Below are 10800 nucleotides of genomic sequence, written 5' to 3'. Positions count from 1 at the left end.
TTCAATATTTCCAAGCACTTTATTCTGTTGTGAGAATTTCTTCTCAATTATTTCTTTACAATAGCAATGATATCCCTAGGTGATATAGATAATATTAAAAAATATACGACGAAAGATTATAAAGTTGGAAAGATTAAAAAGTTGCCCCATCTTATAAATTTAGGTAAATATTTCGATGGCATTGCATTTCGCCTAGAATAGAGTATAATAATACTGTCATGACAGGGGCGCCTTTACGGCTGAGATATCCTTATGGATGGTCCCTTATGACCTGATCTAGTTAATGCTAGCGTAGGGAGTCATATCTAAGAAAGAAATACTAGATTGGTTCGCTTACGCCTCATTTGAGGTGTTTTTTATTTGCAGGAAAGAAGGTGCAAGATGAAACGTTATCGTAAATACGTAATGCCGGTCATAACCCTTTTTGTAACACTTGGTATTTGGGAAGCATGTGTGAGAATCTTTGATGTCGATTTATATATCTTACCTGCTCCTAGTAAGATCGTAGAAGCGATGCTTGCGAATGCGGATGTATTATGGATGCATTCCATGGTGACCTTGCAGGAAGCTGTTACAGGTTTGATGATTGCGACAGTGGCTGCTATCTTGATTGCCATTGGCATGGATCTGTCAAAGAACTTTAAGCATAGCATTTTCCCTCATTTGGTTGTCACACAGACCGTGCCGGTGATGGTCTTAGGACCGCTGTTTACCATCTGGCTGGGCTTTGGCATGGCACCTAAGGTATTGATGGTCGTGTTTATGTGCTTCTTTCCTATCGTAATTGCCTTTTGTGATGCATTGGCACAAGTAGATGTTAACCAGATCAACCTGTTGAAAAGCTTTGGCGCGAAAAAGTGGCAAGTTTATGCGTATGTCAAGATACCGGCAGCCGCAACAGCCCTTTTCTCTGGGTTAAAGGTGTCAGCGACCTATTGTATCGGTGGAGCTATCGTCGGGGAATGGCTGAGTGCATCCGCAGGTCTTGGTTATTATATGATACGGGTAAAGAACGGTTATATGTTAGATAAAGTGTTTGCCTGTGTCATCGTTATCATCTTCTGGAGTCTGTTATTACATTTGGCAGTGACCTTACTTGAGCGAATCGTATTTCCCTATAAACGCTAGAAGGGAGGAAAACAACATGAAAAAGATTGGATTGCTTGCTTTATCTGCGTTGATGGTTACATCTCTTGCGGGCTGTGGATCTGCAAAAGATAACGTAAAAAAAGAGTTAAAAGAAGTTACTTTAGTATTGGACTATGTACCAAACACAAATCACACGGGCTTTTATGTAGCACAGGAAAAGGGTTATTTTAAAGAGGAAGGTCTAAAGGTCAACATCATAGAACCTGGAGATGATTCTACGAGTGCAGTATTGGTTGCCGCTAATAAAGGTGAATTTGGTGTCAGCTATCAGGAAGATGTCACCTATGCCAGAACGGCTGAGGAAGTGTTGCCAATCAAAGCCATTGCGACCATTATCCAGCATAATACCAGTGGGTTTGTTTCTTTAAAGAAAGAAAATATCAAATCGCCAAAGGATTTTGAAGGAAAGGTGTATGCCGGCTGGCAGGCACCAAGTGAGGAAGCGGTTATTAAAGCGGTCATGAACAAAGCAAATGCAGACTTCAAAAAGCTTACCATGGTAGGAGCTGATGGCAGCGGATTTGCGGCATTAGGTAAAAAAGTGGATATTCAATGGGAATTTGAAGGCTGGGCAGTTATCAAGGGCCGCATGGATGGCTATGATGTCAACTACATGCCATTAAAGGACTTAGATAAGCGTTTGGATTATTATACACCGGTCATTATCACAAATGAAAAGATGTTGAAGGAAGATCCAGAAACGGTACAGAAATTTATGAACGCAGTGAAAAAAGGATATGAATATGCCATTGATCATCCTGAAGAATCTGCTGAAATCATGAAGAAGATCTTACCGGATACTGATTTCGCATTCTTAAAAGAAAGTCAGAAGTATTTAAGTGCTGAATATCGTAAGGATGCCAAAACATGGGGTGTCATGAAAGATGAAGTGTGGGATAATTACACCGATTTTATGTATGAGTATAAACTGATTGATAAAAAGATCAAAGCTAGTGAACAATATACAAATGAATTTGTAAAATAAGGAGAGCTTATGAAACTGCGTGTGGAGGATATGGCAATTGCCTTTGAAAATAAAAAAATACTGGAACATGTCAGCTTACAAGTGGCAGAAGGTGAATTTGTGGCATTGATAGGACCTAGCGGCTGTGGGAAATCAACTCTGTTAAATATTTTGGCTGGAGTTTTACAAGCTGCAGAAGGCTGTTTCTATGTAGATGATGAAAAAGTAGAAGGCATATCCTCCCACTTTGCTTATATGCCACAAAGCGATTTACTGCTCCCTTGGCATACGATCTTAGAAAATGTGACCTTGTATGGTCGCTTGCACCATGCCAAAAAGCAAGCGCAGCAACAAGCGTTAAAAGAATTTGCGACTTTTGGTTTGGCTGGTTATGAACATGCCTATCCGAAAGAATTATCCGGTGGTATGCGACAACGAGCAGCATTCTTGCGAACAGCGCTTTGCAGTGCAGATATCCTATTGTTAGATGAACCTTTTGGCGCCTTGGATGTCATTACGCGCAATGATATGCAGGATTGGCTGTTAGCGATGCGAAAAGAATTGCAGAAGACGACCTTACTAGTAACACATGATATTGATGAGGCTTTATATCTGGCAGATCGTATCTTGATCTTAGGCGGTTCACCGGCATCTATCGTCAAGGAAATCAATTTACATGAAGTAGTCAAAAGTCGGGACTGGCTGTTTACACAAGGCGAACAGCGAAAAGAAATTTATTCATTATTAAGGGGGGAGTCGCATGCATGATGCACATCTGCATATCAGCGATATAGCGTTCTTTAAGGAAATGCAAAAACATCAGATAGAGGGTATAGCAAATGCGGCATCGCCACAGGAATATCACTTTCTAAAAGAACTGCAAGCACAATATCCAAAGCTTAGAATTAGTGCCGGGATTCATCCATGGCAGGCGGACGCGATAACTTGGGAAGCGATGTTAGCGATTCTGCAAGAAGCAGAGATCCTTGGAGAAATCGGTTTAGATTCCGTATGGTGTAAAACACCGATGGAAAAGCAGAGGGAAGTTTTTGAAAAACAACTGCAGTTGGGACAGCAATTACATAAGCCCATCTTGTTACATCTAAAAGGCATGGAAAAAGAAGCATTATCATTGCTGCGAAAATATCCGAATACGTATCTTGTGCATTGGTATTCCTGCGATGATTATTTGGAAGACTATATGGCATTGGATTGCTGGTTTACCATTGGACCATCGGTTGGTGATGATCCTGCCGTTACCAAAGTAGCCCGTAAGATTTCTTTACAACGTATGCTAATAGAAAGTGATGGCATTGATGCGATACGCTGGTGTGAGCAGAAAGAGGTACCGCTTGCTGCCTATCGTACGTATCTTACACGCAGCATAACGCGGATTGCGGCGCTTCGTCAGATAGCAGAAGCATCTTTAGCTGCACAGTTGATGGATAATTATCACCATTTCTTAAATAAATGCGAATCATCTGTATAAAGAATAAAGAAGTGTTTCACTTACGATGTGTGCCATCGACATAAACAGAAAGCTTTGGATAAGGCATTGCATAGAAAGCCTTCGTGCACATAAAAATACGATTTCATCTTACTGGAATATATCGAATCTTCTTTTCAAGAGGCACAGCGGCTTCTAGAGGAGGAGATTTTTTTTGTTTTTTTACCGATTTTGACCATGAATTATCATAAAATAGCCGTCTTTTATGGATGAAAATTCATGTAAACGCTATCATTTTATATCTCGCAACCATGTGAAGTAAGATGATAAAAAACCTTGAAAAAAAGTTAAAAAATACGGTAAATAAGGCTTGTATTCACTATTCAACTGTGTTAGAATATTCTCACGACCGCAATGACATGCGAGGTTGCTGACCCACTGAGAAACGTTGTCATGGACGGCGAGGTCAGGGAATTCGCATCGAGCGAGTCTATAGTCGATATAGACGAAAGGAGACATATTCATGGCAAAAAATAGCGTAAGAATTCGCTTAAAGGCCTACGAACACAGAATCTTGGATGCTTCTGCAGAAAAGATCGTTCAGGCAGCACAAGCTCACGGTGCAAAAAAGATTGTTGGACCAGTACCTCTTCCAACTGAAAAGCAGGTTGTAACAGTCCTGCGTGCGGTACACAAATACAAAGATTCTCGCGAACAATTCGAGATCAGAACGCACAAACGTTTAATTGAGATCGTCGGACCTACAGCAGAAACAATCGACTCATTGAGCCGTCTGGAACTGCCAAGTGGTGTTGACATCGAAATTAAGCTGTAATGGAGGTGACATCATGAAAGGTATACTTGGACGTAAACTTGGAATGACACAGGTATTTACGGAAGAAGGAACACTGATTCCGGTTACTGTTGTTGAAGCTACACCAAACGTAGTATTACAGAAAAAGACAGTGGAAAACGATGGATACGAAGCTGTACAGTTAGGATTTGAAGATGTAAAAGAAACACGCAGCACAAAACCTAGCAAGGGACATGCTGCAAAAGCTAACACGGCTCCTAAGCGTTTCGCTCAGGAAATCCGCGATTGCGAATTAGATGTAAATCTTGGTGACGAGGTTAAAGTTGATATCTTCGCTGCTGGTGAAACGGTTGATGTAATCGGAACTAGCAAGGGTAAAGGATATAACGGTACGATCGTTCGTAACAATGCGAAGATCGGTCCTAAGAGCCATGGTTCAGGACACCACAGACACATTGGTTCTTTGGCTACCAACGGTATTACATCTCGCCAGGGTAAGATTCTGAAAGGAACAATCATGGCTGGTCAGGAAGGTGGTTACAGAACAACAAACCAGAACCTGACAATTGTTAAAGTTGATGTTGAAAACAACTACTTATTAATTAAAGGTAACGTGCCTGGACCTAAACGTGGATTAGTAATGGTACGCACTGCTAAATGTTCTAAGGGCGATAAAGCTCCTGTGACTTTGGTAGATTACACGAAAGAGGAGGAATAAAAGATGCCTAAGATGGTCGTATTAAGCCAAGCTGGTAAAGAGCTTCACGAAATTACTCTTGCCGATACAGTATTTGGCATCGAGCCAAATCAGCAATGTATCTTTGATGCCATTGTGATGCAGCGTGCAAGCATGCGTCAGGGAACACACGACACCAAAAACCGTACAGAAGTTCGCGGTGGCGGTCGTAAGCCTTGGCGTCAGAAGGGAACAGGACGTGCGCGTCAGGGTTCCATCCGTGCTACACAGTGGAGAGGTGGCGGAACGGTATTCGGTCCTACACCAAGAAGCTATGCATACAAGCTGAACAAAAAAGTTCGTCGTCTGGCACTGAAATCAGTATTATCTGAAAAAGTGGCAGAAAACGCTATGAGCGTGGTTGATAAGCTTGAATTGGAAGCACCTAAGACAAAAGCTTTCAATGAAATCATCGCAAACCTGAACGCTCCAAGAAAAACATTGTTTGTAGTATCTGAAGGTGAAGATTTTGAAAATGCATTTCTGAGCATGCGCAACATCCCTAGCATGATGATGCTGACTGCTGATGGATTGAATGTTTACGATATCGTAAATGCTAACAAAATCGTCTTTACAGAAGCTGCTGTGAAAGATGTTGAGGAGGCACTTGCATAATGGATAACTATAAAGACATTATTATCCGTCCAATCATCACAGAAAAAACGATGAGATACATGGACGAAGACAACAAGGTAACCTTCGAGGTTAGAAAAGGCGCTAACAAGACACTGGTAAAACAAGCTGTTGAAAGCATCTTCGGTGTTGATGTAGTTGCTGTTAATGTTGTTAACGTAAAGCCTAAAACAAAAAGAATGGGTAAATACGTTGGTAAAACAAAAGCTGTCCGCAAAGCCTATGTAAAAATTGCAGAAGGTCAGGACATCAACTTGTTTGGCGAAGAAGAAGCTAAATAAGCTCAGGAAGAAGAACGCTATTTCCTGAATAAATATTGCGTAAGGAGGAAATTGACACATGCCAATTAAGAAGTATAAGCCGACCACTCCAGGTCGCCGTGGTATGACCAGCTTATCTCGTGAAGAGATTACAGCAAACAAACCAGAAAAATCATTACTTGCCCCTTTAAATAGTAAAGGTGGACGTAATAACAACGGACGTATTACAACACGTCATCAGGGTGGCGGACACAAACGTGCTTACCGTATCATCGACTTTAAACGTAATAAAGACGGTATCCCTGCTCGTGTTGCAACAATTGAATACGATCCAAACCGTTCCGCTAACATCGCTCTGTTAAACTATGCAGATGGTGAAAAGCGTTACATCATTGCTCCTAAAGGATTAACTGTTGGAATGACAGTTGTTTCTGGAGAAGGTGCCGACATCAAAGTTGGTAACACATTGGAACTGAAAGATATCCCAGAAGGAACTTTCATCCACAACATCGAATTAAAACCTGGTAAAGGTGGTCAGCTGGCTCGTTCCGCTGGTGCATCTGCACAGATCTTAGGTATCGAAGAAAAGTATGCTACTGTTCGTTTGGTATCTGGAGAAGTTCGTAAAATTTTGTCTAACTGCCGCGCAACCATCGGTTCTGTCGGAAACGAAGACCACAGTCTGGTTAACTACGGTAAAGCCGGACGTAACCGTTGGAGAGGTATCCGCCCAACAGTTCGTGGTTCTGTTATGAACCCTAACGATCACCCTCATGGTGGTGGTGAAGGACGTACTCCAGTAGGACGTAAATCACCAATGACTCCTTGGGGCAAGAAAGCTATGGGTGTGAAAACACGTAAAGCAAAACAAGCGTCAACGAAATTAATCGTTCGTCGTCGTAATGGCAAATAGGCAAAGGAGGAAATGAAAAATGAGTCGTAGTTTGAAAAAAGGCCCATTCTGTGATGACCATCTGATGAAGAAGGTAGAAGCACTGAATGCTGCCGGTAAAAAACAAGTTATTAAAACCTGGTCACGTCGTTCAACGATTTTCCCTCAGTTTGTGGAACATACATTTGCCGTTTACAACGGAAAAGAACATCTGCCTGTTTATGTTACAGAAGATATGGTAGGACACAAGCTTGGTGAATTCGTGCCAACCCGCAAATATGCTGGACACGGCGCTGATGACAAGAAAGCTAAGAGATAAGGAGGAAACGTAGAATGGAAGTTAAAGCATGCGCAAAGACATTACGTATCCCACCTAGAAAAGCTCGCCTTGTAATCGATCTGATTCGTGGGAAAGACGTTGAAGAAGCTGCCGCAATCTTAAAGTTTACACCAAACGTAGCTGCGGAAGCTGTAGGAAAAGTGTTGAAGTCAGCGGTAGCAAATGCCGTTAACAACAACGATATGAATGAAGAAAAATTATACGTGAAAGCATGTTATGCAAACGAAGGTGTAACTTTGAAACGCTTCATGCCACGTGCAAAAGGATCTGCAAGTGCGATCCACAAACGCACCAGCCACATCACTGTTGTGGTTGACGAGCGTGATTAAGGAGGTAGCTCATGGGACAGAAAGTTAGTCCGATCGGAATGCGTGTCGGTGTTATCCGTGACTGGGAATCCAGATGGTATGCTGACAAAGATTATGCCGATCTTTTACTGGAAGATGTTAAAATTCGTGAATTCTTATTCGCTGAACTGAAGGCAGCTTCCGTATCAAGAATTGAAATTGAACGTTCTAAAAACCGTGTTGAGATCATGATCCGTACAGCTCGTCCTGGTGTGATCATCGGAACAAACGGTGAAAACATTGAAAACTTGAAGAAGAAACTGGAAAAATTAACTGGTGGAAAGAACATCTATGTAAAAGTTCTGGAAATCGCTAATCCAGATTTGGATGCTCGTTTGGTTGCTAGAAGCATTGCTGACCAGTTGGAACAGCGTGCAAGCTTCCGTACAGCTCAGAAAAAAGCTATCCAGAGAACAATGCGTGCTGGTGCCAAAGGTATCAAGACTGCTGTATCTGGACGTTTAGGCGGAGCTGATATGGCGCGTACTGAAGGTTATAGCGAAGGTGTTGTACCTCTGCATACATTGCGTGCTGACATCGACTATGCTTGGGAAGAAGCTTCTACTCAGTATGGCCGTTTAGGTGTTAAAGTATGGATCTGCCGTGGTGAAGTATTGCCAGGACAGATGGTTCAGGAACCAGAAGCTCCTAAGAACAATATGAACGATCGTCGTCGTAACCGTCGCAACAACCGTGGCGGAAATCGTAACGACAACCGTAACCGCAACAACAGCCAGAGAAACAACGCTGCTGGAAATGCTCCTAAGAAAGCGGAAGGAGGAAACTAAATTATGTTGATGCCTAAGAGAACAAAATATAGAAGACCTCACCGTTTAAGCTACGAAGGACGTGCGAAAGCCGGTCGTGAAGTATCTTTTGGTGAATATGGTCTGATGGCTGACACTGGTGCTTATGTAAGTAACCGCCAGATCGAGGCTGCCCGTATTGCCATGACACGTTATATGAAACGTGGTGGTAAAGTTTGGATTCGTATCTTCCCTCACTTGGCAAGAACGAAAAAACCTCTTGAAGTACGTATGGGTTCTGGTAAAGGTGCACCTGAAGGATGGGTAGCAGTTGTAAAACCAGGACGTATGATGTTTGAAATTGCTGGTGTTCCAGAAGAAGTTGCACGTGAAGCATTCCGTCTGGCTTCTCACAAACTGCCAGTGAAGACGAAATTTGTTAGAAAAGGAGAAGAGAAATAATGACAGCGAAAGAGATCAGAGAGTTAAGTAACACTGAAATTGCACAACAGATCGAAACGCTTAAAGATGAACTTTTTAATCTTCGTTTCCAACAAGCAACCGGACAGTTGACGAACACTGCACGCTTAAAAACCGTGAAGAAAGACATTGCCCGTATGAAAACCGTATTGACTGAGCGCGAGCTTAGCAATCAGGATTAAGGAGGATCACTAAGTTATGGAAAGATCTAACCGTAAAGTATATCGTGGAACAGTTGTTTCCGATAAGATGGATAAAACGATTACTGTAGTCGTTGAAACAAAGAAAACACATCCATTATATGGAAAACGTGTAAAATATTCTAAGAAGTTTAAAGCTCATGACGAAAACAATGAAGCGAAAATCGGAGATAAGGTAGTTATTATGGAAACTCGTCCATTGTCTGCTACAAAACGTTTCCGTTTGGTTGAAATCGTCGAAAAAGCTGTACAGCTGTAGGCGCTAGGAGGTAGACATTCATGATCCAGAATGAAAGTAGATTACGCGTCGCTGACAACACAGGTGCCAAAGAAGTATTGGTTATCCGCTGTTTAGGTGGAAGCGTTCGTAAGTTTTCAAACATCGGGGATATCGTTGTCTGTGCTGTTAAGCAGGCTGCTCCTGGTGGAACTGTAAAAAAAGGTGACGTAGTCAAAGGTGTAATCGTACGTACAAAACGTGGCGTTCGCCGTGACAACGGAACATACATCAAATTTGATGACAACGCTGTTGTCCTGATCAAAGACGATAACACACCTCGTGGAACTCGTATTTTCGGGCCAGTAGCAAGAGAACTGCGTGACAAAGACTTTATGAAAATTGTGTCTTTGGCACCAGAAGTGCTGTAAGGAGGTGTCTTTGTGAAAATCAAAAAAGGTGATAAGGTTCAGGTTATTACAGGTGCTTACAAGGGCACTGTTGCAGAAGTAACCAAAGTTTTCCCTAAGGAAAACAAAGTTATCGTTGAAGGTGTAAATGTTGTAAAAAAACACTTGAAACCATCTCAGGCTAATCCAGATGGCGGCATTATTGAAAAAGAAATGCCAATCCATGTTAGCAATGTTATGGCTTACGATAGCAAGGCTAAGAAAGCCAGCCGTGTTGGATTTGAAATCAAAGAAGACAAAAAAGGCAATCAAACAAAGGTTCGCGTCTATAAAAAAACCGGCGCTGAAATTAAGTAGGGGAGGTTAAAGGATGAACCGCCTAAATCAGAAATATACAGATGTAGTTGTGCCTAACTTAATGAAAAAGTTTAACTACAAGTCAGTTATGGAAGTTCCTTATGTAGATAAGATCGTTATCAACATGGGTATCGGTGAAGCAATCGCGAATCCAAAGGTATTGGACGAAGCCGTAGCTGAATTGGCACAGATCACTGGACAGGCTCCAGTTATCACAAGAGCAAAGAAATCTATCGCAAACTTCAAATTGCGTGAAGGTATGCCTATCGGATGTAAGGTAACTTTACGTAAAGAGAAGATGTATGATTTCATGGATAAGCTGATGAACATCTCATTGCCACGCGTGCGTGACTTCCGTGGTGTTTCTACAACATCTTTCGATGGCCGTGGAAACTACACACTGGGTGTTAAAGAACAGCTGATCTTCCCAGAAATCAACTACGATAAGGTTAACAAAGTACGTGGTATGGATATCGTTATCGTTACTACTGCAAAAACAAACGAAGAAGCAAAGGCGCTGCTTGAAGAATTAGGCATGCCTTTCAAGAAATAGGAGGACTTACAGTATGGCAAAAAAAGCAATGGTTAATAAATCAAAACGTCCTCAGAAGTTCCAGGTGCGTGAGTACACACGTTGTGAACGTTGTGGCCGTCCTCACTCAGTTTTACGTAAATACAAACTCTGCCGTATTTGCTTCCGCGAGCTGGCTTACAAGGGTCAGATTCCGGGTGTAAAAAAGGCGAGCTGGTAATCAGATAGGAGGAATACAGTCATGATGATAATGACAGATCCGATTGCAGATATGCT

19 protein-coding genes and 1 riboswitch are annotated in these 10800 nt (G+C 42.0%); all 19 genes read left to right on the top strand.

The features are described 5' to 3' along the window. The first annotated feature begins 213 nt into the window (after positions 1–213). A riboswitch (TPP riboswitch) is annotated at positions 214–315 on the top strand. Positions 316–381: 66 nt separating this feature from the next. Further along, positions 382–1128 (top strand): ABC transporter permease, encoded by a 747-nt coding sequence (locus tag AC1VS3_RS11795; protein ID WP_008690119.1) that lies wholly within the window; start codon positions 382–384, stop codon positions 1126–1128. A 16-nt stretch (positions 1129–1144) separates the two neighbouring features. Further along, positions 1145–2134 carry an ABC transporter substrate-binding protein gene (locus tag AC1VS3_RS11790; protein WP_008690116.1) on the top strand — a complete coding sequence of 330 codons (990 nt, stop codon included), beginning with the start codon at positions 1145–1147 and terminating at the stop codon, positions 2132–2134. 9 nt (positions 2135–2143) lie between these two features. Next, entirely contained in the window at positions 2144–2881 is a 738-nt protein-coding gene (locus tag AC1VS3_RS11785) for an ABC transporter ATP-binding protein (RefSeq protein WP_008690113.1), read from the top strand. Beyond that, complete coding sequence (locus tag AC1VS3_RS11780; RefSeq protein ID WP_008690112.1) at positions 2874–3602, top strand: TatD family hydrolase; 729 nt, start codon at positions 2874–2876, stop codon at positions 3600–3602. Before AC1VS3_RS11785 ends, AC1VS3_RS11780 begins: the two co-directional genes overlap by 8 nt. A 481-nt stretch (positions 3603–4083) precedes the next feature. Further along, on the top strand, positions 4084–4395 hold the full coding sequence (rpsJ, locus tag AC1VS3_RS11775; RefSeq protein ID WP_008690111.1) for a 30S ribosomal protein S10: 312 nt from the start codon (positions 4084–4086) through the stop codon (positions 4393–4395). A 13-nt stretch (positions 4396–4408) separates the two neighbouring features. Continuing rightward, positions 4409–5092 carry a 50S ribosomal protein L3 gene (rplC, locus tag AC1VS3_RS11770; RefSeq protein WP_008690110.1) on the top strand — a complete coding sequence of 228 codons (684 nt, stop codon included), beginning with the start codon at positions 4409–4411 and terminating at the stop codon, positions 5090–5092. 3 nt (positions 5093–5095) lie between these two features. Beyond that, a complete protein-coding gene (rplD, locus tag AC1VS3_RS11765; protein ID WP_008690109.1) occupies positions 5096–5725 on the top strand; it encodes a 50S ribosomal protein L4 in 630 nt (209 codons plus the stop codon). Next, positions 5725–6024 carry a 50S ribosomal protein L23 gene (gene rplW, locus AC1VS3_RS11760; RefSeq protein WP_008690108.1) on the top strand — a complete coding sequence of 100 codons (300 nt, stop codon included), beginning with the start codon at positions 5725–5727 and terminating at the stop codon, positions 6022–6024. The genes rplD and rplW overlap by 1 nt, the downstream gene beginning before the upstream one ends. A gap of 58 nt (positions 6025–6082) precedes the next feature. Then, on the top strand, positions 6083–6916 hold the full coding sequence (rplB, locus tag AC1VS3_RS11755) for a 50S ribosomal protein L2 (protein ID WP_008690107.1): 834 nt from the start codon (positions 6083–6085) through the stop codon (positions 6914–6916). A 19-nt stretch (positions 6917–6935) separates the two neighbouring features. After that, positions 6936–7214 carry a 30S ribosomal protein S19 gene (gene rpsS, locus AC1VS3_RS11750; protein ID WP_008690106.1) on the top strand — a complete coding sequence of 93 codons (279 nt, stop codon included), beginning with the start codon at positions 6936–6938 and terminating at the stop codon, positions 7212–7214. A 14-nt stretch (positions 7215–7228) separates the two neighbouring features. Next, positions 7229–7564, top strand: coding sequence for a 50S ribosomal protein L22 (gene rplV, locus AC1VS3_RS11745; RefSeq protein ID WP_008690105.1), 336 nt, complete (start codon positions 7229–7231; stop codon positions 7562–7564). A gap of 11 nt (positions 7565–7575) precedes the next feature. Then, positions 7576–8370, top strand: coding sequence for a 30S ribosomal protein S3 (gene rpsC, locus AC1VS3_RS11740; RefSeq protein ID WP_008690103.1), 795 nt, complete (start codon positions 7576–7578; stop codon positions 8368–8370). Between the two features lie 3 nt (positions 8371–8373). After that, positions 8374–8790 (top strand): 50S ribosomal protein L16, encoded by a 417-nt coding sequence (gene rplP, locus AC1VS3_RS11735; protein WP_008690101.1) that lies wholly within the window; start codon positions 8374–8376, stop codon positions 8788–8790. Further along, on the top strand, positions 8790–8990 hold the full coding sequence (gene rpmC / locus AC1VS3_RS11730) for a 50S ribosomal protein L29 (RefSeq protein ID WP_008690099.1): 201 nt from the start codon (positions 8790–8792) through the stop codon (positions 8988–8990). Before rplP ends, rpmC begins: the two co-directional genes overlap by 1 nt. Before the next feature lie 16 nt (positions 8991–9006). Further along, complete coding sequence (gene rpsQ, locus AC1VS3_RS11725; protein WP_008690096.1) at positions 9007–9267, top strand: 30S ribosomal protein S17; 261 nt, start codon at positions 9007–9009, stop codon at positions 9265–9267. 20 nt (positions 9268–9287) lie between these two features. Then, entirely contained in the window at positions 9288–9656 is a 369-nt protein-coding gene (rplN, locus tag AC1VS3_RS11720) for a 50S ribosomal protein L14 (RefSeq protein ID WP_002607426.1), read from the top strand. 12 nt (positions 9657–9668) lie between these two features. Further along, positions 9669–9992 (top strand): 50S ribosomal protein L24, encoded by a 324-nt coding sequence (rplX, locus tag AC1VS3_RS11715; RefSeq protein WP_008690091.1) that lies wholly within the window; start codon positions 9669–9671, stop codon positions 9990–9992. A gap of 13 nt (positions 9993–10005) precedes the next feature. Further along, positions 10006–10545 carry a 50S ribosomal protein L5 gene (gene rplE / locus AC1VS3_RS11710; RefSeq protein WP_008690089.1) on the top strand — a complete coding sequence of 180 codons (540 nt, stop codon included), beginning with the start codon at positions 10006–10008 and terminating at the stop codon, positions 10543–10545. A 13-nt stretch (positions 10546–10558) separates the two neighbouring features. After that, a complete protein-coding gene (locus AC1VS3_RS11705; RefSeq protein WP_008690087.1) occupies positions 10559–10744 on the top strand; it encodes a type Z 30S ribosomal protein S14 in 186 nt (61 codons plus the stop codon). The last annotated feature ends 56 nt before the right edge of the window (positions 10745–10800 follow it).

The sequence above is a fragment of the Longicatena sp. genome (assembly GCF_982403165.1).
The sequence above is the reverse complement of the archived record's forward strand: the minus strand, read 5'-3'. Positions and strand labels throughout refer to the sequence as shown.

What these genes read in the sequence shown, in the direction of transcription:
- AC1VS3_RS11795 (WP_008690119.1), top strand. Translation starts at nt 382, where the DNA reads ATGAAACGTTATCGTAAATACGTAATGCCGGTCATAACCCTTTTTGTA.
- AC1VS3_RS11790 (WP_008690116.1), top strand. Translation starts at nt 1,145, where the DNA reads ATGAAAAAGATTGGATTGCTTGCTTTATCTGCGTTGATGGTTACATCT.
- AC1VS3_RS11785 (WP_008690113.1), top strand. Translation starts at nt 2,144, where the DNA reads ATGAAACTGCGTGTGGAGGATATGGCAATTGCCTTTGAAAATAAAAAA.
- AC1VS3_RS11780 (WP_008690112.1), top strand. Translation starts at nt 2,874, where the DNA reads ATGCATGATGCACATCTGCATATCAGCGATATAGCGTTCTTTAAGGAA.
- rpsJ (WP_008690111.1), top strand. Translation starts at nt 4,084, where the DNA reads ATGGCAAAAAATAGCGTAAGAATTCGCTTAAAGGCCTACGAACACAGA.
- rplC (WP_008690110.1), top strand. Translation starts at nt 4,409, where the DNA reads ATGAAAGGTATACTTGGACGTAAACTTGGAATGACACAGGTATTTACG.
- rplD (WP_008690109.1), top strand. Translation starts at nt 5,096, where the DNA reads ATGCCTAAGATGGTCGTATTAAGCCAAGCTGGTAAAGAGCTTCACGAA.
- rplW (WP_008690108.1), top strand. Translation starts at nt 5,725, where the DNA reads ATGGATAACTATAAAGACATTATTATCCGTCCAATCATCACAGAAAAA.
- rplB (WP_008690107.1), top strand. Translation starts at nt 6,083, where the DNA reads ATGCCAATTAAGAAGTATAAGCCGACCACTCCAGGTCGCCGTGGTATG.
- rpsS (WP_008690106.1), top strand. Translation starts at nt 6,936, where the DNA reads ATGAGTCGTAGTTTGAAAAAAGGCCCATTCTGTGATGACCATCTGATG.
- rplV (WP_008690105.1), top strand. Translation starts at nt 7,229, where the DNA reads ATGGAAGTTAAAGCATGCGCAAAGACATTACGTATCCCACCTAGAAAA.
- rpsC (WP_008690103.1), top strand. Translation starts at nt 7,576, where the DNA reads ATGGGACAGAAAGTTAGTCCGATCGGAATGCGTGTCGGTGTTATCCGT.
- rplP (WP_008690101.1), top strand. Translation starts at nt 8,374, where the DNA reads ATGTTGATGCCTAAGAGAACAAAATATAGAAGACCTCACCGTTTAAGC.
- rpmC (WP_008690099.1), top strand. Translation starts at nt 8,790, where the DNA reads ATGACAGCGAAAGAGATCAGAGAGTTAAGTAACACTGAAATTGCACAA.
- rpsQ (WP_008690096.1), top strand. Translation starts at nt 9,007, where the DNA reads ATGGAAAGATCTAACCGTAAAGTATATCGTGGAACAGTTGTTTCCGAT.
- rplN (WP_002607426.1), top strand. Translation starts at nt 9,288, where the DNA reads ATGATCCAGAATGAAAGTAGATTACGCGTCGCTGACAACACAGGTGCC.
- rplE (WP_008690089.1), top strand. Translation starts at nt 10,006, where the DNA reads ATGAACCGCCTAAATCAGAAATATACAGATGTAGTTGTGCCTAACTTA.
- AC1VS3_RS11705 (WP_008690087.1), top strand. Translation starts at nt 10,559, where the DNA reads ATGGCAAAAAAAGCAATGGTTAATAAATCAAAACGTCCTCAGAAGTTC.